This window comes from Holdemania filiformis (genome assembly GCF_003459085.1).
In the GTDB taxonomy this organism is placed as follows: Bacteria; Bacillota_I; Bacilli_A; order Erysipelotrichales; family Erysipelotrichaceae; genus Holdemania; species Holdemania filiformis.
Genome location: NZ_QRUP01000003.1, coordinates 178785 through 199701, shown reverse-complemented (window position 1 = coordinate 199701; position 20917 = coordinate 178785). Strand labels below are relative to the sequence as shown.

Below are 20917 nucleotides of genomic sequence, written 5' to 3'. Positions count from 1 at the left end.
ATTAGGATCATGAAAGATATTTGCTTGTTTATTTCAGATCAACATGCGGGTCAGGTGCAGGGCTACGCTGGTGATCAATGGATCAGGACGCCGAATCTGGATCGGATCGCGGCAGAAGGCACGGCGATGATGAATGCATACACGCCGTTTCCGATCTGTGTGCCGGCGCGAATGGCGATGATGAGCGGGCAGTATGCCAGCCGGGCGCATGTGCTCAATAACAAATGTGCGCTCGATTCCAACCGGGCGACTTTTGTCCATTGCCTGAGCGCCAGCGGTTATGCGACGACACTGTGCGGAAGGATGCATTTTGTCGGACCGGATCAGCGGCATGGATTTCAAAAGCGGATCGCCGGAGATATTACGCAGATTTATCACAACCGTCCGGCGGCCATTGCGGAAGAACGCGGTGTGCATGACAAGACGCTGCAGGGCAGTCCAACGTGTTTGCAGCTGATCGGCGGCGGAAATTCGCCAACCTTAGAATTTGACCGTTATGTTGTCGAACATGCGCTGGAGTATTTGGCGCATTCGTATGAACAACCGCAGTTCCTGTGCGTCGGCACCTATGGTCCGCATCATCCCTACGTTGCGCCGAAAGATTTGTTTGAGTACTATTATAATAAGATTGACGTCCCGGTGAAGAGCTTCGATTATCCGCCGCACCCCGCGGTAATCAAGAAAATTCTGGAAGATCGGGATCCGGAAATTGTCAGGGCTGTGCGTGCAGCCTATTATGGCATGGTGGAATTTGAGGACGAACAGGTCGGCAAAGTGTACGATGCATTTCAGGCGTATTTAAAAAGAAATCATCGCGAAGGGCTGTTTATCTATGTGTCGGACCATGGCGATCATGCCGGCTACCGCGGATATTATGGAAAGAATACGTTTTATGAACCTTCGGCACATATCCCCATGCTTTTTGCGGGGGACGGCCTATCCGCCGGACGCAGAATCCAGGGTTCAGCTTCCCTGCTGGATATTGGTCCGACCGTCTGTGAAGCGGCAGAGGCAATGAGTTTGCCAGAAGCGGACGGCGTCAGCTTGTGGAAAACTTTATGCGGAGAACCGGACGATCTGGAACGCACGATCGTCAGCGAGGTCTGTGATAGGATTGGCGGGGCGGAAGGTCTGATAAGCGGGAAAATGGCCAAATGGAAAAATTATAAATTGATTCATTATGTCAATTATGATGCAGACGATGTCCTTTACGACGTGGCTGCGGATCCTGACGAATCGACCAATATCATCGCTGAACATCCTGATATTGCGGCGCAGCTGCGCCGTCGGATGGATCAGCTTTGCGACGTGCCGCTGGATGAAATCAAAGCGGCGCTGAGAAGACAGAAAGCTAGTGAGTCGATTTTGGCCCGCTGCGATTTTGACAATGCCGAAGAACGCTGGCATGCGACGGAAGCGGCGCGGCAGGCTCCCGATCCCTGTTTCTCCAGTCAATTGACGCTGGAAGCCTGGAAAACGCAGCTGGCGGAACGAGTAAAAAAAGATTAGCTGAAGGAGGTTTATGATGATCAGTTTTCTTAAAGACAGAGGCTGTAAGCTCTATGCACCGGTGAATGGCGAACGGATTCCGCTGGAAGACGTGCCGGATCCGGTTTTCTCACAAAAGATGATGGAAGAAGGTGTCGGTTTTGTATTTGAAAGCGACGTGGTATGCGCTCCCTGCGACGGTGAGATCATGGTGCTGATGCCGACGAAACATGCGTTTGGCATCAAAGCGAAGAATGGCGCGGAAGTGCTTGTGCATATCGGCCTGGATACGGTGAATCTGCAGGGCGAAGGATTCACTGCGCTGGCGAAGGTCAACGAAAAAGTAAAGGCACATCAGCCGATCATCCAAATTGACCGGGAGTTTATGAAGGCGCATAATGTAAACTTAACGACGCCGATGGTGGTGTCAAATAAAGATCAATTCGAAGTTCAGCTGACAGGCCCGCAGCAGGTCTCAACGGAGGATGAAGTCCTGATCGTGAAAAAGAAATAGGAATATTTTTGCGAAGGATACAAAATCGACTTATTGATGACCAAAATTCAAAAACAGAAGGAGTTTAAGAAATGACCGAACTAGGTGTAATGGCTTATCCTGATTTAAGTCCAATGTCAGAAATAAAAAAATATCTAAGACTGGCTTCAAAGTACGGTTTCACCCGGGTTACTTCCAGTATGCTTTCAGTGGAGGGAACCAATCAGGAAATCATTACTTATTTCACAGAATTAAATCAAGCTGCGCATGAACTAGGCATGAAGGTATCTCTAGATGTCAATACGAATTTTCTAAAACGTTTCAATCAATCTTATGATAATCTATCTTTATTTCATGAAATCAAATGTGACATTCTTCGTTTGGATGGCTCTTACGGAGCTGAAGATGACTACATTATGACGCAGAATCCTTATGGAATTCAAATTGAGATGAATGCCACTTCATCGAATGTGGAAAAGGAAATTGCCTATTTCCATGAAAAAAAGGTCAGGGCTAATCAGTTATGCTTATGTCATAACGCTTATCCACAGCGATATACCGGCCTTAAATGGGCAGATTTTCTTGAGAAAAATCATCGGCTTAAACAGTACGGCTATAAAATCGCAGCGATCGTGAGCTCCCAAGCTCCGAACACGCATGGAATTTGGGGAGCTGAGGATGGACTTCCTACGGTCGAACGATTGCGCGATCTTCCGATTGATTTACAGATGCGAATGATCTTGGCAACAGGTGATGTCGATGATATTTTGATCGGCAACGCTTATGCCGCGGAAGAAGAATTGAAAGCGATGGCGGAAGCAGTCCGGCCTCCACGTCTGATTGAAGATTCGCCAGTATTTGCTCAGATTAAAGCTTACGGTCCCCTACTTCCAAAATTTGGACCATGCAAACGTTTAAAAGTAATCCTGGAGAAAGGCATAACGCCAATCGAAAGAGAGAATTTATTAGATCTTATACCGCAATTGGATAATGGGGACTCTTCTGAGTGGATTTGGCGTTCACGGAGCGGCCGGCTTATCAATAAAAACAGGCCGATTCCTCCAAGAAGCTATGCTGGAGAATATTTTCCAATAGGGAGCGTTGTTATCGTGAATGATGCGAATCGTCACTATTCAGGTGAAATACAGATCGTTAAGATTCCAATTCTTAATGATGGGAAACGAAATTTAATTGCCAAATTAGCACCTTATGAGGAACAGATGCTTGAGTTAATCAACAATGGTGATTTGGTCGAATTCCTTGAATATTCAGAATATTAACGTAATAAGAGTAGATCTTCCCTTGTTTTCGCAAGCTCTTTTAAATCTTCTGTAAATCCATTAATGCTGAATAAGACATACCAAACTTTACGATTATGCTTATGCCAATCTACAAATTTTGCTTTTTGCTCCAAAGCGGTCAGCACATTCAAACCGACAGTTTGGTTCCAATACTTACATTCACCTAAGATCAAGTTATTGTCGTCAGGGTCTAAGGCAACGATGTCAATTTCATTATTTTCATTATCCCACCAACGCCCAACTTTACTGAAATAAAACGGCCAGTTCTGAGAATGATTAAGTTGCCACATTTTTTCTCGGCAGATATCCTCATAGACATAACTAATCTGGCGATCAACAAGGTGCTGATGAATTTTTGATAGAACGAGATCAGTATGTCCTGATTCAAGATAACTTAAGTTAGGATAAAGAAAACGAAACCAAAATGAAATAAAGTTATCCTTTATTTTATAAAGACCCCGTTTACTTCTTTCGGGATTTTCCTCGGTTACCGGAACTTCGCGTTCTAGGATATCTAAACCGATCAAGGTTTTTAGATATTTTGTTAACCCGGTTTGCTTACATTCAAGGGAAGCGGCAATTTTAGACATCTTTTGATTTCCTGCAGCGATTGTTTTAATCAGAGAAAAATAACTGCCAATCTCGGTTACTTCCCGCTGTAAAAGGAAATTTGGTTCATCATACAAAAAGCTTGACCGATTTAAAATGTTCTTTTGGATTGCCTGATAAATGTCGTCATATTCCTGGAAAAGCTCAATGTATTTCGGGACACCGCCAGTTACACTGTAGTATTCAACTAATTCTTTATAAGATTTGTCCGGATAAAATTGATGATAAAATTGAAAAGGAATCTGTTCTAAACGAATTTGTGCTGTTCGTCTGCCGTAAAGCGGGCTGGTGTAATTTAATGTCTGAGTTTCCATCATGGATACAAGTGAGCCGCATAAGATGACCATGACTCCGGCATCTTTTAAAATTGTATCCCAGATTTTTTGAAAAATGGAAGGGAAGGCCGCGTTGGATTTGCCTAAATATTGAAACTCATCGATAACGATTACTTTTTTTTCTGACGAGGGAAAAGAAACTAATTCCTGGAAAAGGATATCCCAGTTTTCTACTGAGGCGTTTTTTAAAAGTGAACTGCCGATAAAATCCGCAACCATGTTTTTAAAGTTATTTCGGTTCTGCGTTTCCTGTTCTTCTGTAACTAAATAATAAAGGGCGTTTTTATCTTGAATAAACTCAGAAATCAACGTGGTTTTTCCGACTCTGCGTCTTCCATAGAGAATGACCATAGCCGATTCTTTACGTTGAAATTCTTGTTCTAAAGTGTTCATTTCTTCATTCCGGTCTACGAAGAGTTTCATCAATTTTACCTCGCTTTCTTTTATTATACTTCAAATTATTATAATTTCAATTATATAAACGATACAGGAATAAGCTTCTTGTCGGATTTTTATTTTCATTCTCTATCTCATTGATCGGATCTTCAAGAAAATAATAAAAAAAGCTTGACCTGGAGTCAGCTCTAAGAGTTACGATAGAGGAAGAGAAAAATAGTGGAAAACAGGAGGGCTTGAAGATGATCTATCGAGCGTTGGGCAACACCGGTTTACAGGTCAGTGAAATCGGACTGGGCTGCGAAGGATTTACGGAACAGGAAGGGATGGGAACCTATGCGTTAGTCGACGCGGCAGCGGATGCGGGAATCAATTATTTTGATCTGTATTCGCCGGATCCTAATCTGCGTCTGCATTTAGGCAAAGCGCTGGCGGGCCGGCGCGATCAGTTTATTATCCAGGCCCATTTATGCTCGGTGTGGAAAGATGGTCAGTATAAGCGCACGCGTATACTGGAAGAAGTCCAGGCCGGCTTTGAGGATTTGTTACATCAGCTGCATACCGATCATGTGGAAATCGGCATGATTCATTACGTGGATTCGCTGAAGGATTGGCAGGCGGTGGCGGAAGGGCCGGTGATGCGCTATGCGCAGCAGTTAAAGCAGGAAGGCCGGATTGGATACATCGGGTTGAGCAGTCATAATCCCCAGGTGGCGATTCAGGCGGTGGAAAGCGGTCTGATCGAGGTGTTGATGTTCAGTGTCAATCCATGCTATGATCTGCAGCCCGGCGATGAGGATCTGGAAAAGCTGTGGGCAGACGAAAGCTACGCCCAGCCGTTAGTCAATATGGATCCCCAACGGGAAGCCTTATATGAATTATGCCAGCGTCGAGGTGTCGGCATCACGGTCATGAAGCCGTTTGGCGGCGGCGATCTGTTGGATGAGAAACTGTCGCCGGCAGGCAAAGCGCTGACGCCGGTTCAATGTCTGCATTACGCTCTGACCCGGCCAGGTGTCGCCACCGTCTTGCCGGGTGCGCATTCCGTTGAGGAGCTGCGGCAGAGCGTAGCCTATGAAACGGCGAGCGCAGCGGAGCGGGACTATGCTTCAGCGCTGGCTTCCTTCCCGAAGATCAGCTGGAAGGGACATTGCATGTATTGCGGCCACTGCGCGCCGTGCCCGATGGGCATTGATATCGCGACGGTGACGAAGTTCTTGAATCTGGTGAAGGCGCAGGGGGAAATGCCGGAGACGGTACGGGAACATTACGCAGTCTTGGAACATACGGCTTCCGAGTGCATCCGCTGCCATGCCTGTGAAAATCGCTGCCCCTTTGACGTGGAAGTCACTGAGAATATGCGGCAGGCGGTCAACGTGTTCGGTAAATAAGATTCCGGCTTTCATCATGAAAGAAAAGTTGGGGTTAAGCTGAATAAAGAGGAAAGGAGATTCAAGATGAACATTGCTGAAGTCAGTAAGAAATATGATTTAACCCAGGATACGCTGCGTTATTATGAGCGCGTCGGTCTGCTTCCCCGGGTGAACCGCACGTCCAGCGGAATCCGCGATTACACCGAGGAGGACTGCCGCTGGGTAGAGTTCATTAAATGTATGCGGCAGGCGGGCCTTCCGATCGAGGTCTTGATCGAGTATGTCGCTTTATATCAGAAGGGCGATGAAACAATCCAGGCCCGCAAACAGCTGTTAATCGAACAGCGGGAACAGCTGATCGAACGCATCCGCGAGATGAATGAAACATTGGAACGGCTGAATTACAAAATTGACGCGTATGAGCGAAACGCCGAATGCCGGCCTTAAGGGGCATAGGCAGGAAATTAATTTAAAAGGCGACAAGCGTAAAAACCAGTGAAGCGTTCAGATCAAGGAATCTGAGGCCGCCGCTGGTTTTCTTTTAGGTATAAAACCGAACATGCAGCGCAGATTTAATCCTTAATGGATTGACATGTTCTGCATCGGTTAGTCTGATGACAAGATCTCCTTTGACTTTATGATCTTTGCGTGCCCAGTGAAATCAATCTCTCTAAGACAAGAAAAAGAGGCTCGATCCAAAAAGCAGATAACTGACCAAGGAATCTCCCTATCGTGGCTCTGCTATCTTCTGATTGCGGAGGTTTAAGATCGCCGTTTTTTTGTCTGCCATAAGAGTGCATCTTACTAGCCATTGGAAGCGAAGTACAGATTTTTATACAAAAGTGCCAAAATTTGAAAAATCGTTCACAAGCTGATATGTTATATTTTTAGCATATCAGGGAGGAAACTTATGAAGAAATGTTTAGCTTTACTTATGGCGGGTTTGCTTTGTCTATCGCTGGCTGCTTGCGGTAATCAGAATTCAACTTCGTCGCCGGATCCGGCTGTAACGTCACTGACCGATGGGACATACACTGGAACCGCTGCAGGTCACAATGGAAAAATCAATGTGGAAGTCACGGTGGAGGAGGGAAAACTCAACACTATCCGTGTTCTGGAGGAGGATGAAACTGCCGGAATTGGCGATCTGGCTATTCAGACTCTTGTGGAAAAGATGAACCAGTCGCAGAGCACTCAGGTCGATTTGGTATCAGCCGCCACAATTTCCAGCGCGGGCGTAGTAAACGCGGTTCGCAATGCTTTGAAAGAAGCTGGCGCCGATGACGCCTATTTCAAAAACGAGTCAAAGGTATCGCTGGATAAAGCAGAAATGGAAGACAACTACGATTATGATGTCGTAATCGTCGGCGGTGGCGGAGCCGGTCTGACCGCGGCAATTGAAGCCGCGAATAACGGCGCCCACGTTGCCGTGTTGGAAAAGACGCCGGCTGTCGGCGGCAATACGCTGGTTTCCGGCGGCGGCCTTAACGCGCCGGGAACGCAGCATCAGTTAGCCAAGGGAATTGAGGACAGTGTCGAAAAATTTGCCGAGGATACCTACAATTCCGGCGACCAAGAAGCCAACCGCGAACTCGTGGAAGTCATGGCGGAAAACGCGCTGGACGCGACAAACTGGCTGATCGACGATATCCATGTCGAATTTATGCCAGACCGTCTTCAGCAGTTCGGCGGCCATTCTGTCCCGCGGGCGCTGATCCCGGTGGGGAACCATGGCGACGAGCTGATCTTTAAGCTGCGCGATGCGGCGGAAGCGGCTGGTGTCGATATTTTGTGCAATGTCAAAGGCGAAGAAATTCTGATGAATGAAGGCCGGGCCAGTGGCATCCGGGCAGCTTACGATGGTCAGCAAATCACCTTCAATGCGGCTAAGGGCGTAATCCTGGCGACCGGCGGCTTCGCGTCCAATGTCGAAATGCGCAAGCAGTACAACGCGAACTATGATGAACGCTTTAAGACGACAGCTCGTGCGATCAGCACTGGCGATGGGATCAGAATGGCCGAAGAAGTCGGGGCTTCGCTAGTTGATATGGAGTTCATCCAGGTTTATCCGACCTGCAATCCAATCACCGGAATTATTTCATATGTCGCCAACTCCCGGATGGACGGTGGCCTGCTTCTGAATAAGGAAGGCGTCCGCTTCGTTGACGAAATGGGTCGTCGCGATGTGATTTCCAATGCGATTCTTGACCAGACAGATCAGATCGGTTATCTGGTCTGGGGGCAGGAAATTGAGAATATCGGTCATATGACGGAGGTTCATGCGGTTGAGTTCCAGAATTGGATCGATAATGATCTGTTGTATGTGGCGGATACGCTGGAAGAGGCTGCCAACCATTTTGGGCTGGATGCGCAGGCAATGATTAAAACGATCGAAGCTTATAACGAATCCATCCGGGATGGTCTGGATGAAGATTTCAACAAGACATCCTCGCTGCAGCCAGTAGCGGTAGGACCGTTCTATATTCAGAAAGTCGTACCTTCTTCCCATCACACGATGGGCGGTGTGCAGATCAACACGAGGACTGAAGTGATCAGCGCTGAAGGTCAGGTCATTCCTGGTTTGTACGCTGCCGGGGAAGTCGTCGGTGATATCCACGGTACAAACCGCTTAGGGGGCAACGCGATTACTGACTGTGTCGTCTTTGGCCGGATCGCCGGACAAAACGCGTCGGCAGAATAAAATAAAAACTAAGGGCAGCACCGAAATGGACCGTACAGCCCTGCCAGACTGAAGGAACAGCTCAAAGTCTTCTCCTGCTTTGCCTGATAGGGCAAGTCTGGGGATGCTGGGCTGTTCTTTTCGCTTGTGATATAATGAAAAAAAGCTGGCCACGATTTCGGGGCTTCTATGCAGCTGCGGCCAGGCATGATTACTTCAGCCATCACTTTCCGGCAGAATCCTATACCGGAATTCGATTCAAAGGAGGGCGTTTTGAATATGAAAACACTATCCCAGCAGATTATCCGACCAACAGTGATCTTGCTGGTCAGCGCCGTGATTGGTCTGATGCTGGTCACAACTGCCTGCGTTCAGTGGATTCTGAGCGGAGATATGGACAAGCTCAGTCAGGATATCGTTCAGTCCAAAAGTAGTGAGATCGATTATTTCCTGGACTCGCGCAGCCGCCAGTTGGCTTCAATGGTGCAACTGATCGATCCTCAGAAAAGTCTGGAAGAAAATTTGCAGGGAATTCGGATTTTTGCGCAAGTAGAAAATACATTTGAATCGCTGGGAATCGTCGATGATCAAGGCACAAAGACCGTCACAACCGGGGCCCGCTTCTCAATTGTGGAACGTGACTATTATCAACAATTGAAACAAAGTACGTCGGCGACATTTGTCAGCGAACCGGTGGAATCCAAGGATGATCAGCGCAATATCATCATTTTGTTAACGGCAATTCCGGATCCGCAGGGACAGCTTGCGTATCTCAGCGGTGCGATTCCTGTCGATTACATTCAGAACGTATTGGAGAACTCCAATTCTTTTCAGTTTTTTACACGGATACTCAATGCTGAGCAGCAGGAAATCTTGCATGCCGGAACATCAGGACAGGCTTCGCGGAAGACGGTCAGCGCACCGTTAGCGAGCGTACCCGGCTGGCGTCTGGAGGTCCAGATCCCCGATGCTTTCTATTACCGACATCTCGTTACGGCTAATCTGGCGCTGATTCTGATGTTTCTGATCCTGCTGGCGTTACTGGTTTATTCTATCCGCCGTTTGATTGCGCATAATCTGGCGCCTGTGCATCAGTTAGCGGCAGCAATGACGCAGGTCACCCTGGAAAATCTCAAACAGGTGGAGATCAGTGAGGAAAATCAGGAAATGCATGACCTGAGCTCCAGTTATAACCAGATGATGCTGAAGATTGATGAGCTGGTGCAGGAGCTGGAACACACGGAAAAAGCAAAAAAGGATACCGAATACCGGGCCTTAATCCAACAGATTAAACCTCATTTTCTCTACAATACGCTGGAAACAATCCAGTCGATGTGTCTGGATTATGATGATGACAAGGTTGAAAACGCAATTGGTTTGTTAGCCCGCTTTTTTAGGATCTCCTTGAGTGCCGATGCGGTTTTTATTCCACTGGAGCAGGAATTGGAGCAGGTAGAAAGCTATTTAAAAATTCAGCTGCTGCGCTATGCCGGACAGTTTACTTATCAAATTGAAAATCAGGCGGAACCGGGCGCGCTGTTTCTGCGTTTCACGCTTCAACCAATTGTGGAAAACGCTATATATCACGGCGTGAAGGGCTTGGCGCATCAGGGGATCATCTCCATTCTGGTAAAGCGTCAGGGTGGGGATTTAATCGTTGAAGTCCGCAATGAAACCAATCAGGACGTGTCCCGGCCGATTGCTGAACTGAACCAGCTGTTTCAGAGCGATCATCCGGCAGCGGATTATCCCGGCTATGGACTTTACAACATCAATGAAAGACTGAAGCTGAATTTCGGCAACGCGTATGCGCTGACGATGAAGCAGGAGGGCCGGTGGGTCAGCGTGATCTGCCGTCATCCTCTGCACAAAGGAGAAAATAAGCAATGAACGTTTGCATTGTCGATGATGAATTACTGATCCGGGAGGGGATTGAAAAACGTTTGGTAAAATACGGGTACCCCTGTGAAAAAATATGGAAAGCCGCCGATGCTCACAGCGCCGCTGAAATTCTGGAGCGGGAACCGATTGATCTCGTATTTGCCGATATTAACATGCCATTTATGAACGGCCTGCAGATGATTGAGACATATCGGCGGCCGGATCTTCATTTTGTGATTGTCAGCGGCTACGACCGGTTTGATTATGCGAAAAAAGCGATTGAGCTGGGTGTTGAGGCCTATTTATTAAAACCGATAGAGAAGGCGGAATTTCAGAAAGTTATGGATCAGATGATGGAGAAGATCGAGATTCCCCGACAGGTTGCGGAAATGGGCAGTGGTCTGCGTCGGGTCATGGACTGTATTCGCGAACATTGGCAGGATCCGGCCTTCTGCCTGCAGGACTGCGCGGTAGTAATGGGTTTGTCAGAGAGCTATATCAATAAGCTGCTGAAGAAGGAGGGCGGGGCGAGCTTCGTCGATCTTCTGAACCAATATCGCATCGATCAGGCTGTCAAACAGCTGCAAAAAAGCGAGGGCCGGATTCAGATGAAGGAACTGGCACAGCAGTGTGGATTTACGACGCCGCAGTATTTCAGCACCGTTTTCCGCAAGCATACCGGGATAACGCCTTCCCAGATGAAGGAGAAACAACGCTGACCCGTCGCTTTTCCAGGGCTGTCGCCAATCCAGCTAAAGAAGTTAGGCGTGAAGAAATTCAAGAAGTAAAATGATAAATTTCAGGAGGAAATCCATGGTGCATTTAACGAGAGGTACAGTCCGGATGATCTGTCTGGACTTAGACGGCACACTGTTTACGCCCCGCAAAGAGATCAGCGGGCGCAGCCGGAAAGCCATTAAGGGATGTCTGGATTTGGGGATGGAAGTCGTGCTGGTGACCGGACGGCCCTATTTGTTCGCAAAAGGGGTGGCGGCGTCGATCGATCCGCGCGTAGACGCGATTGGGTATGTCGGCAATTACCGTCGCATTCAAGGCGTGGCGCAGGGAACCCCGATCCCGCAGGAAACGGCCTTGGAGATTCTTCGGCTGCTTCAGCGTGAGCATGTGTGGATGCAGGCGAAAACATTTCATCACGTCTATGGCAATTCGCTGAATCTGATCCAACCGGATTATCAGAAGGTCACGCGGCATAATCCGCCTGAGGAACAGATTGAGGTTCACTCTTGGACCCAGCCGCTGCGGCAGATCGAGACGTCGAAAGAGCCGGTATATAAAATCATCGCGCTGGGCGGTCTTAAGATTAAAAAGCTGAACCGTCTGCTTGCGCCGATCCCGGGCATTAAAGTTTACAGTTACGCGAAAACCAATTTGGAAATCACTTCAGATCAAAATGATAAAGGCACAGCGATCCAAGCCGCTGCGGCACAGTTAGGAATTTCATTGGAACAGGTGCTCGGCGTCGGCGACAGTCTGAATGATATGGAAATGTTTAACGTCTGCGGCATTAAAGCGGCAATGGGCAACGCGTCTTCCGCGTTGAAAGCCCAGGCAGATCTGATCACGGACACCAACGCTCAGGAAGGCGTCGCCAAGCTGTTGGAATCCTTGCTTTGAGATTGGCTTTCCTGACGGAATAATAAGAAAGAAAAAGAGGGAGGAATGAAGATGAAGTTTTCAGAATTAGCGGCTCTGCGGTATTCTGTCCGCCGCTTCGACAGCCGGCCGGTCGAGCAGGACGTCTTAGATCAAATCTTGGAAACAGGCCGTTTAGCGCCAACTGCGAAAAACCTGCAGCCGCAGCGGATTTATGTTGTCCGCAGCAAGGCTCTGTTAGCGAAGCTCAGAGCCATTACGACGATGACCTTTGACGCACCGCAGGTCTTGATCATTTGTGCGGATCCGGGCGAAGCTTGGGTTAATCCATTCAACGGCCGCAGTTCAGCGGAGATGGACGCGTCGATCGTTGCCGCACACATGATGCTGCAGATGCAGGAGCTGGGGATCGGCAGCACGTGGGTCTGTTGGTTTGATCCGGAGAAGGTAAAACAGGCGCTGGCCCTGCCGGAAAGCGTTGAGCCGTATTGTCTGCTTCCTTTCGGTTATCCCAGCACTGACTGCCGGCCTTCCCGGCAACATGATCAGCGCAAACCGCTGGATCAGACAGTGCGGTATCTCTAATTTAATCCTTTCGCTGCGCAGGTCTGAAACGCAGTGTTTGTTGATCATTTAATTCGGAATGAAAAGCATTCAAAGTAATTCTTGGAATATTTTTTCAGCTTGCGTAAAGACTGATCTTTTACCTGGGTCTATTGTTGTAAACCTCACACCATGCTATAATACAGTCAAGGAAAAATCCAGGAGATACATAAAATTGAATGGGGGAACTTGTATGAAATTCAGAAACGTACGAAGGCTCGGGATTAGCCTTTGTTGGCTGATCAGCTTAATCAGCTTAACCAGCTGTCAAACGGATCCGGCGAAAGGCTCAAATGAAAAATGGCTGAGCCAGAACGATTCACAGGCCGTCATCGTCGGAGAAAACTATTACATGCCGGATTTTGATCAGAATCAAATTATGATCTGGAATTTTTCAGATCAGTCGCTGAAAAACTGGGATTTCTTCCAGGACGCGCAGATGCCGTCGGGAAAGATCCGGAGGGTTACTTCGCCGGATGCCAGCCGGCTGGCAATCTGGACACAGAATGAGGAAGAAAACACCGATATTTATGAACGTAATCCAATAACCGTAAATCTCTGGAATCTGAAAGAAAAACGGGTGGAAAAGCAGATCATGGCGACCGGCTCGGGGCAGATGCAGGGGCAGGACCTATATTGGATCAAGGATAACCAGCTGTGGCATCAATCTGTGGATGAGGATTCAGCGGAAATGATCGCCGATCTCAGCGCGGAAGCGACGGATGCGAATAGTATGTCAGTAGAAGCGATTCTTGAACATACCGTAATTGTCTCTGCGGATTATTCTGTCGAAGAGTCTTCCCGGACTTACTTTAAAATTGACCGCGATGAGAATACGCTGAGTTCTTTTGAGGCGGAACCGGGAGATTGGGGCGAGTATTATTCCGTTGCTTATTTAATCGGCGCAAATGAAGAAAAACTCTATTTTCAAATCTACGGATCCATGAAAATCTATTACTTCTCAACGGATCATGAGGGCAAAAACGCAGAGCTGATTCAGAGTACAAATGAAGGAACGCTCATCCGCCCCCAGCCGGCGTTATCGCAGAAGGGATTTTACACCATTGTCACCAACCGTGAAATCGGTAATTTTGATGAACCGCGGCAATGTCAGGTCATCCGTCAGAATGGTTATGATAAGGAAAGCGTTGCTACGCTGAAATGCCTGGAAGAACTACGCTGCACACCGGTGGGTGGCTGGTTAAAAATTCAGGGATATTCAGGCGACGGCGTAAATCATGTTTTTCTTGTCCAGCCGCAAACCGGGAAAATGTTCACGGTCGCCGAGGCGAAGAACGAATACTATCAAAGTTTGGAAGAGGCGGCGATGCAGGGGATCGATCAGCCTGTGGCGTTTGATAACGAAGTGCGCGAAGCCCGGGGTTCATCCAAGGATCCGGGCGCATCGTTAACCCATTTTGGAACTGCGCTGGAAATTCAGGGGAATGCCGTCATGATCAGCGCCAATGGAAAACAGATCCAGCAGCTGAATCCGGAAACCGGTTTGATCGAAGAGCGCTATGCTTTATCACGGTCGCGTTATCCGGAAGGCAGGATTGTTAAGATTCAAAATAACGGCGGACGGTTGTTTGCGGATATCTCCTGGCGGAAAGAAGACAGAATGACTTCAACAACGCTGATTTTAGATTCTGCGACATTCGAAGTGACGGCGGAATTCAACGACGTCGGCAACTATACCGTTAATCAAGATCAGATGATCGTCGCGCAAAGGTCCGATTGGAGTGTGCCGGAAGAATACTGGCTGATCCATTTAGCGACGCAAAACAAAGTGAAATTGTTTGACAGCGCATCGTTGAATCCTAAAGGAAATTATAACTTTTATGTAAGCAGTCTGGCTTATGATGAAACCAAGAATTGTCTGTGGCTGACCGCAGGTTACGCGAACGAAAGCTATTTATATCAGTATTCTCTTGATGACCAAACGTTGCTGCTGCGGGCGCGGCCAGATCAGCTGAATACCTGGAACGAACAAAGCTTTATGCTTTTTCCGACCGCGGATTCCCAATTTGTGCTGGGGTTGTGGCAGGCTGAGGATATGGTAGGGGATAATTTCGACATTTATGAATTTGACGGAAATCATGCGGAATTGATCGCCAAGGACCTGCCATCCTGGGGGGATATCCACTTAACCGAAAATGGCGCGTTCACCGCGGAATATTCGCAATGGGATTGGAATCAGCCGTATCAGGATATCAATTCAGCGTCATATCGGGAATATTCGACAATTTATTACCGCAGCGGCGAGGAAAAGGAAGAACTGTTGCAGCTGGACAGCTCGTCCGTTCAGATGGCCTATCTCCCTGCTTCGCGGAAGCTGTGGCTGCGGGCGCGGGAAGAGTCGGCAGAATATCCGCAGGAATTGTGGATTACGTATCTATATGATTTAGATTCCAGCGAATTGCGGAAAGTAAACGAGGAAAGCTTTAATATCTATGAGTAGGCAGAAAGGAATGAGATCTATTCTTTAAGCTTCCCTGACGTCATAAAAATCAGAGAACGTGTTGGAAGGTCTCATCCCGAAAAGCGGAAGCTTTCTCAAGGAAATCATTTTCAGCTCAGCTAAAATACGCTATAATCTTTACCAGAGAGTGGAAAGAGGTGATCGCGATGCTAAGTTTTGAGAAGGTATTGGAAGCCATTCCCGAGCGGGTGCGGATGCGGCTGGCTCCCGTCACGTTTGAACCCGGCGAGACGATCATTGAAAAAGGCGCGCCGGTAACCTGCGGCTACATCTTCACGGAGGGAGTACTCGACGTTCAAAGCGTCAATACGCGCGGGATCGCTTATACCTATGTCACGAATTATGAAGCCCGTTTTGTCGGTCTGATGGAAATTTTCTCTGATCACCATCGCTACTGCTGTACGCTGAAAGTCGATGAGCGCTGCCGCGGCTATCGCATCACCAGGGAAGATTTATTTATTCTGTTATCCGACTGCGATCCCTTCAAAGAATATCTTATTTGTTATTGGGCGAATCAGTTTTATGAATCCTCGATCAATGAATCTCGATATCCGACCAACTCGATGAACATTAAGCTGATCGACTATCTGCTGCGGCTGTGCGACGCGTTGAAACCCAGCGGCGACGTGATCCGGATCAAGATCAAGCGGGAGGAACTGGCGGCCTTTATGGGCTGTTCCCGCCGGACGGTTTACCGGCTTTTAAGCCAGTTCAAGAATGAAGGGCTGATCGGCAAGGAAGGCAATACGCTGACGATCACGGCCGACCAGCGGAAAAAGCTGCAAAAGAAACGTGAAGAATAAGAAAAACCTTCCTGCAAGGGAATTTGAATGAGAAGATTCGATCTCAGACAATCAAAGCGGGAAGGTTTTAATTTATTCAGTTAATACTTATTTTTCAGTAAGCGAGGCGGCTGCGTGAATGCCGGCCAGACGCCCGGAAGTAAAGGCAAAGCCCTGATCGACACCGCCGTAAGTGACGTAAGGCTTCTTTTCTGAATACAACACGCCGGATGCATCCAATCCGGCCGCGTATAAGCCGCTCATCACGGAACCATCGGTCTTCAGAACCTCAAGGTTTGTGTTGACGTTCAGCGCCGCGCAGGTACTGTATGGATAATTTGCCATTTTAATTGCGTAGAAGGGACCTTCCCCCGCTAACGGATCCAGATTTTCGGCATTTTTGCCAAATTCCTCATCGACGCCGGCGGCACAGGCAGCATTGTATTTTTCAACGGTCTGTTTCAAGGTTTCAGGCTCCATCCCCAACTGAACAGCCAACTCTTCCACCGTGTCCGCTTTGTAGGCAAAGCCGGCGGCGACCGCCGCCTCCATGACCTCATGAGCGTTCGGAATCGGCGTACCGTCCGGGGCCCAGCCGTTAGCGCCCAGATTGACGGTTGTCATATAAGCCGGAGCCGTGCGCAGACCACGTTCCTCAACGGCGCTGATCTGCGTGTCGCTGTAAAGCGAATAGAAGTTCGGACCAGAAACCCAGGCGTTGAAGCCAAGCTGCTTTTCATTGGTGAAACGCTCACCCTGCATGTTGACGGCCAGAGAATCCGGTGCGACACCCAGATAATGCGGCAGATCGCCTTCTGTCCATTTTGTCGGCTTCATCGTTTGCATACACAGTTTATCTTCCAACGTGTGATACTCAAAATTACTCAGGAAACCAGCTGCGCCGATGATGTGGACAGCCGGGCACATTCCGATATTGTAGGTGGCGGCCCCCTCTGCAATTGAGGCTTCAAGCATCTTGCCGTCATTCTGTTTCATGCCGACCATATCCCAGCTGCCGGAAAGCGGATAAAACGTGTTCGATAAATATTTCTGAGTCATCGCGGAATTGGATAAGAAACCTCCGGTTCCCAGGATGACTTTCCTGGCGTGAATCAGAATTTCCTGACCGTTGGCAGTATTGCGGGCTTTTACACCGGTAACCTGACCATTTTCCACAATCAGATCATAGGCTTCCGTTTCCAACATGATCTTGCCGCCCATTTTCGTGAATTCCGCCATGCAGTTGTCGTAGAACTGAATGTTGTGCTGCCGTCTGACGGTCATGCCGTCCTTGCTTGGGGCATAAGAGAACAATACGATATTGGAATCGCCTTCGGTTAATCCTGTCTGGGGTTTTTCCAGTTCCAGGCCGTAATCGTCAACTAACCAGTCGATTGTGTCTCCGGAATGATCGAGCAGCAATTCGATCATTTCCGGCTTTGCATCACCTTCGACATACGTCAGCCAGTCCGCTAACAGCGCGTCGCGGTCAGTGAAATCTTTTCCATCATTGTATTTGTCCGCCAGCCCCTGCGGATTCACTGCGAAGACGCCTGAGCATAAAGAGGATGCTCCGCCATACCGGCCGGCCTTGTCAATGGCCAGCACGCTGACGCCGTCGGGATTTTCCTCGGCCAGGGTTTCCGCAGCGCTCAAGGCGGCGGTAGTGCCGGCTGCCCCCAGTCCGACAACCAGAATATCTGTCGTTAATTCCTCCGTTGCCGGCACCTCATCCGGAATGGTTTCAAAGGCGGATATGGCTGCGGCGTCAGTACCGGCTGCCTCCAAAGCCTGAACGATGGCTTTTTTCGCAGCACTTTTAATCGCGTTGCTGGAAACCGTCGCGCCGCAGATCGCTTCGACCGCAACGGATTGATGTTCAACCATTCGCTGCGGAAGCAGATTGGCCGCGCTTTGGAAGATCCCGACCGTGTCTGCGGAATCCGGATTGACCTGGACTGAAAGCAGCTGTGTTTCGTCCACGGTAACGCTGACTTCAATATCCCAGGCGGAACGGAAACCCGGGGCTGAGGCTGTATAGGTTCCGGCTTTCATCTTGACGTCGGGTTTTGCCGTTTCAACTCCGTTTAACGTGTTCCACGCCTGACGGGCTGCGCTGAGGACCGCTTCGCTGGTAAGGGTCGCCCCGCTGACCGCTTCCACGTCGATGGATTGACTGTCTTTCATCGCTTTCTGTAAAGTCTGGATGGCCTGGCCGCCAACTGCTTCTGTCTCTTTGTCTCCCTGGATAACGACCTCGGCGAGCGTGCCGTTTTGGGTGGTCAGCGTGACGGAAACTTCGCCGCCGAATCCCTGGGCGGTCGCGGTTTCCGATCGAGTTCCGGCTTCGCCGTCCGGTGTTTTTGAACACCCGGAAAAGAACAAGGCGCAGGCCAGAAGCAGTGTGGTGAATCGTAGAACTTGCTTTTTCATTATTTTCCCTCCGTTTGATAATAATTTATCATAGCCTGCGCTGATGCGGAGAGGAGCGTTCGTTTGCATTGGATGCAACAAAAGTTACACTCTTATGTTACAATGGTAAAAAGGAGTGAGATCATGGATGTGATCCAATTGCATTATTTCCGGACTATTGTGGAGCAGGGGAGTCTGAACAAGGCGGCGGAAGTACTCTACATATCCAGACAAGGATTAACGAAAATCATCCGGAAAATGGAACAGGAGCTGGGGGCGCAGCTGTTTGATGTCACAGGCGCCGGCGTTGTTCCGACGTTATTTGCGGAAGCTCTGTATGAACGTTCGGAGGACTATATCCAATTTCATCAGAATTTTCTAAGTGAAGTCCACAAACTGAAGCAGAAACGGACAAATGAGCTGATTATTGGTTTACAATCCGGTTTCTCAGAGGGGTTTGGCAAAGATTTTCTAGCGAATTTTATCATTCAAAATCAGGATCTGACGATCCGTGTTCGTTCAGTTACGAAGCCGCGGCTGGCGGAAGCCATGGAACAAAAGGAGATCCCGGTCTGGATCGCGACAGGAAATTATAATGAAGCGGTTTTCCATTCCCTGCATTCCAAAAAAAACAAGCTGTTTCTGCTTGCCGCGGAAGATCACCCGCTGACGCTGCTGGACGAAGTCCGGCTTGCGGATCTGAATCCTTATTCGCTGATCGGCCTGACTCATGATATCGGCCAGGCGGGGCGGACCAATGCTGAAATCAGTAAAAACCGGCTGAAAGCGCCGGATTATTATCTGAATTCATCCGACCGGGATTTGATTATGAAATTAGTCCAGAGCGGACTGGCCGTCAGCTTTAACGCCGGATGGCAATATACGAAATATCCGGGGATCGTCGCGCTGCCCTTAGCGGATATGCACGTAGAAGTACAGCTGCATGTGCTGCTGCGCAACGATGTGGCAGTCACCCCGTCGATCCGGCGGTTGATCCGCTACATAGAGAATTTCAGCGGTTAAACAATGAGGCCGGCGTTAATTCAGATTTGTGCACGAGCAGGAAATGCAGGAGGCCGCGCTGGATTCGCGAAGCAATAACGTTGCATTTCAGACGTTGCCGTGTAAAAATAAAAACAACCACTCAAACTTTGAAATGAGTAAAAAAACAGGATTCCGCGGACTGTTCCGCCCGGGATAGACGCCGAGGCTGAGGGAGATCAGTTCAGAACACAGAAAACGCTTACAAAAGAAACGCGAAGATTAATATGAAATATATCGAAAGTGACATTTGTCACTTTTTTTGTAGGCTTTTCCATGATATAAAACTACTGTATTTGTAAGCGTTATGCTTACCAGGAGGGAAAAGATGAAAAAGTTAGGACTTCTCTGTACCGCCGCACTGCTGACTTTGTCGCTGGCAGCCTGCTCAGGCAACGGTGGCAAACAAGGCGGCACAGACAACAACGGAGGCGCAGCCAATACCGGCGACAAGCAGCTGAAAGTGGCGATCGTTCTGTCCACCGGGGGACTGGGCGATAAGAACTTCAACGACATGTCATACGACGGTCTGACCCAGGCTAAAGCTGATTTCGGAATTGATTTCCAGTATGTTGAACCAGAATCAGCCAGTGATTTTGAAGCAGGCTACCGCCAGTTTGCGGATGCCGGCGTCTATGATTTAATCATCGGACTGGCGACGGATCAGAACGACGCTTTGACTGCGGTTCAGGCGGATTATCCGGATCAGAAATTCTCGATCATCGATTCGTCTCTGGAACTGCCGAACGTCAGTGCCGTTTCCACGAAGTGGCAGGAACAGACATTCCTGTGCGGCGTTTATGCGGGCTTAGGCACGCTGTCTGAAATGCCGAAAGCCAATGCGGACAACGTTGTCGGCGTTATCCTGGGCATGGACAACCCGAATCTGCGGTCCGGCGTCGTCGGCTTTGAAGCAGGCGTAAAGTATGTGAATCCGGAATGCGAAGTCCTGACGGCAACCGTCGGCAGCTTCAACGATTCCGATAAGGGAAAGAACATCGCGATGTCGATGTACAACAAGGGCGCGGATTTCATCCAGCACATTGCCGGAGCTTCCGGACTGGGCGTCTTCAATGCCGCGAAAGAAGCTGACCGCTATGCGTTCGGCGTCGGCGGAAACCAGAACGCGATCGAACCGGATTATATCCCGGCAACCTCGATCCGCAACGTCAACGAAATGGTCTACAATGAAGTCAAGGCTTTAGTTGAAGGCACATGGACCGAAGGCGTCAAGATCAGCGGCTTAAAGGAAGAAGCGGTCGGCTATTCCAATGAATTCTCCAACGTTGAAGTCCCTGAAGACATCGCGGCGGTGATTGCGGATATCAAAGCCAAGATTCAGAGCGGCGAACTGGTCATCTGTGAAACAGAAGATGAACTGGACAGCTGGGTATCTTCCAATCAGTATACAAAATAAGCTGAAAGCA

Annotated in this window: 16 protein-coding genes; 14 read left to right on the top strand and 2 right to left on the bottom strand. The window is 48.8% G+C overall.

Annotated elements, in window-relative coordinates; genetic code table 11:
• Nucleotides 1-9: 9 nt before the first annotated feature.
• The 3 genes from DWY25_RS04165 (at nt 10) to DWY25_RS04155 (ending at nt 3261) form a co-directional block, all read left to right on the top strand.
• A complete protein-coding gene (locus DWY25_RS04165; RefSeq protein WP_117894069.1) occupies nt 10-1509 on the top strand; it encodes a sulfatase-like hydrolase/transferase in 1500 nt (499 codons plus the stop codon).
• 16 nt (nt 1510-1525) lie between these two features.
• Entirely contained in the window at nt 1526-2002 is a 477-nt protein-coding gene (locus DWY25_RS04160) for a PTS sugar transporter subunit IIA (RefSeq protein ID WP_244925924.1), read from the top strand.
• Between the two features lie 71 nt (nt 2003-2073).
• Nucleotides 2074-3261, top strand: coding sequence for a MupG family TIM beta-alpha barrel fold protein (locus DWY25_RS04155; RefSeq protein WP_117894061.1), 1188 nt, complete (start codon nt 2074-2076; stop codon nt 3259-3261).
• Here the strand turns inward: DWY25_RS04155 and DWY25_RS04150 are convergent.
• A complete protein-coding gene (locus tag DWY25_RS04150; protein ID WP_117894058.1) occupies nt 3258-4649 on the bottom strand; it encodes an AAA family ATPase in 1392 nt (463 codons plus the stop codon). The two genes, DWY25_RS04155 and DWY25_RS04150, sit on opposite strands and share 4 nt — an antisense overlap.
• Nucleotides 4650-4864: 215 nt before the next feature.
• Here DWY25_RS04150 and DWY25_RS04145 point away from each other — a divergent pair, with 215 nt between their 5' ends.
• From DWY25_RS04145 to DWY25_RS04105, 9 genes are all read left to right on the top strand, one after another.
• Nucleotides 4865-6013, top strand: a complete 1149-nt coding sequence (locus tag DWY25_RS04145; RefSeq protein ID WP_117894055.1) for an aldo/keto reductase — start codon at nt 4865-4867, stop codon at nt 6011-6013.
• A gap of 66 nt (nt 6014-6079) precedes the next feature.
• Nucleotides 6080-6442, top strand: a complete 363-nt coding sequence (locus DWY25_RS04140) for a MerR family transcriptional regulator (RefSeq protein ID WP_117894052.1) — start codon at nt 6080-6082, stop codon at nt 6440-6442.
• Nucleotides 6443-6905: 463 nt separating this feature from the next.
• A complete protein-coding gene (locus DWY25_RS04135) occupies nt 6906-8696 on the top strand; it encodes a flavocytochrome c (RefSeq protein ID WP_276330433.1) in 1791 nt (596 codons plus the stop codon).
• Between the two features lie 258 nt (nt 8697-8954).
• The gene (locus tag DWY25_RS04130) at nt 8955-10565 is read left to right on the top strand and encodes a histidine kinase (protein WP_181981689.1); all 1611 of its coding nucleotides are present in this window, start codon (nt 8955-8957) and stop codon (nt 10563-10565) included.
• Complete coding sequence (locus DWY25_RS04125) at nt 10562-11275, top strand: response regulator transcription factor (RefSeq protein WP_117894046.1); 714 nt, start codon at nt 10562-10564, stop codon at nt 11273-11275. The genes DWY25_RS04130 and DWY25_RS04125 overlap by 4 nt, the downstream gene beginning before the upstream one ends.
• 94 nt (nt 11276-11369) lie before the next feature.
• Nucleotides 11370-12191 (top strand): Cof-type HAD-IIB family hydrolase, encoded by an 822-nt coding sequence (locus tag DWY25_RS04120; RefSeq protein ID WP_181981688.1) that lies wholly within the window; start codon nt 11370-11372, stop codon nt 12189-12191.
• A 51-nt stretch (nt 12192-12242) separates the two neighbouring features.
• On the top strand, nt 12243-12755 hold the full coding sequence (locus tag DWY25_RS04115) for a nitroreductase family protein (protein ID WP_181981687.1): 513 nt from the start codon (nt 12243-12245) through the stop codon (nt 12753-12755).
• A gap of 211 nt (nt 12756-12966) precedes the next feature.
• Nucleotides 12967-15234, top strand: a complete 2268-nt coding sequence (locus tag DWY25_RS04110) for a hypothetical protein (RefSeq protein ID WP_117894037.1) — start codon at nt 12967-12969, stop codon at nt 15232-15234.
• A gap of 167 nt (nt 15235-15401) precedes the next feature.
• Complete coding sequence (locus DWY25_RS04105) at nt 15402-16058, top strand: Crp/Fnr family transcriptional regulator (RefSeq protein ID WP_117894034.1); 657 nt, start codon at nt 15402-15404, stop codon at nt 16056-16058.
• A gap of 87 nt (nt 16059-16145) precedes the next feature.
• Here the strand turns inward: DWY25_RS04105 and DWY25_RS04100 are convergent, their stop codons facing one another.
• Complete coding sequence (locus tag DWY25_RS04100) at nt 16146-18470, bottom strand: FAD-binding protein (protein ID WP_181981686.1); 2325 nt, start codon at nt 18468-18470, stop codon at nt 16146-16148.
• A 123-nt stretch (nt 18471-18593) separates the two neighbouring features.
• Here DWY25_RS04100 and DWY25_RS04095 point away from each other — a divergent pair, with 123 nt between their 5' ends.
• Together DWY25_RS04095 and DWY25_RS04090 are read left to right on the top strand one after the other, a co-directional pair.
• Nucleotides 18594-19472, top strand: coding sequence for a LysR family transcriptional regulator (locus DWY25_RS04095; RefSeq protein WP_181981685.1), 879 nt, complete (start codon nt 18594-18596; stop codon nt 19470-19472).
• A gap of 346 nt (nt 19473-19818) precedes the next feature.
• Complete coding sequence (locus DWY25_RS04090; protein ID WP_244925923.1) at nt 19819-20907, top strand: BMP family lipoprotein; 1089 nt, start codon at nt 19819-19821, stop codon at nt 20905-20907.
• Nucleotides 20908-20917: the final 10 nt, after the last annotated feature.

Coding starts and splice junctions, on each gene's coding strand:
- DWY25_RS04145 (WP_117894055.1), top strand. CDS start 4,865: ATGATCTATCGAGCGTTGGGCAACACCGGTTTACAGGTCAGTGAAATC.
- DWY25_RS04100 (WP_181981686.1), bottom strand. CDS start 18,470: ATGAAAAAGCAAGTTCTACGATTCACCACACTGCTTCTGGCCTGCGCC.
- DWY25_RS04125 (WP_117894046.1), top strand. CDS start 10,562: ATGAACGTTTGCATTGTCGATGATGAATTACTGATCCGGGAGGGGATT.
- DWY25_RS04130 (WP_181981689.1), top strand. CDS start 8,955: ATGAAAACACTATCCCAGCAGATTATCCGACCAACAGTGATCTTGCTG.
- DWY25_RS04115 (WP_181981687.1), top strand. CDS start 12,243: ATGAAGTTTTCAGAATTAGCGGCTCTGCGGTATTCTGTCCGCCGCTTC.
- DWY25_RS04140 (WP_117894052.1), top strand. CDS start 6,080: ATGAACATTGCTGAAGTCAGTAAGAAATATGATTTAACCCAGGATACG.
- DWY25_RS04090 (WP_244925923.1), top strand. CDS start 19,819: ATGAAAAAGTTAGGACTTCTCTGTACCGCCGCACTGCTGACTTTGTCG.
- DWY25_RS04160 (WP_244925924.1), top strand. CDS start 1,526: ATGATCAGTTTTCTTAAAGACAGAGGCTGTAAGCTCTATGCACCGGTG.
- DWY25_RS04155 (WP_117894061.1), top strand. CDS start 2,074: ATGACCGAACTAGGTGTAATGGCTTATCCTGATTTAAGTCCAATGTCA.
- DWY25_RS04150 (WP_117894058.1), bottom strand. CDS start 4,649: ATGAAACTCTTCGTAGACCGGAATGAAGAAATGAACACTTTAGAACAA.
- DWY25_RS04095 (WP_181981685.1), top strand. CDS start 18,594: ATGGATGTGATCCAATTGCATTATTTCCGGACTATTGTGGAGCAGGGG.
- DWY25_RS04135 (WP_276330433.1), top strand. CDS start 6,906: ATGAAGAAATGTTTAGCTTTACTTATGGCGGGTTTGCTTTGTCTATCG.
- DWY25_RS04120 (WP_181981688.1), top strand. CDS start 11,370: ATGGTGCATTTAACGAGAGGTACAGTCCGGATGATCTGTCTGGACTTA.
- DWY25_RS04110 (WP_117894037.1), top strand. CDS start 12,967: ATGAAATTCAGAAACGTACGAAGGCTCGGGATTAGCCTTTGTTGGCTG.
- DWY25_RS04105 (WP_117894034.1), top strand. CDS start 15,402: ATGCTAAGTTTTGAGAAGGTATTGGAAGCCATTCCCGAGCGGGTGCGG.
- DWY25_RS04165 (WP_117894069.1), top strand. CDS start 10: ATGAAAGATATTTGCTTGTTTATTTCAGATCAACATGCGGGTCAGGTG.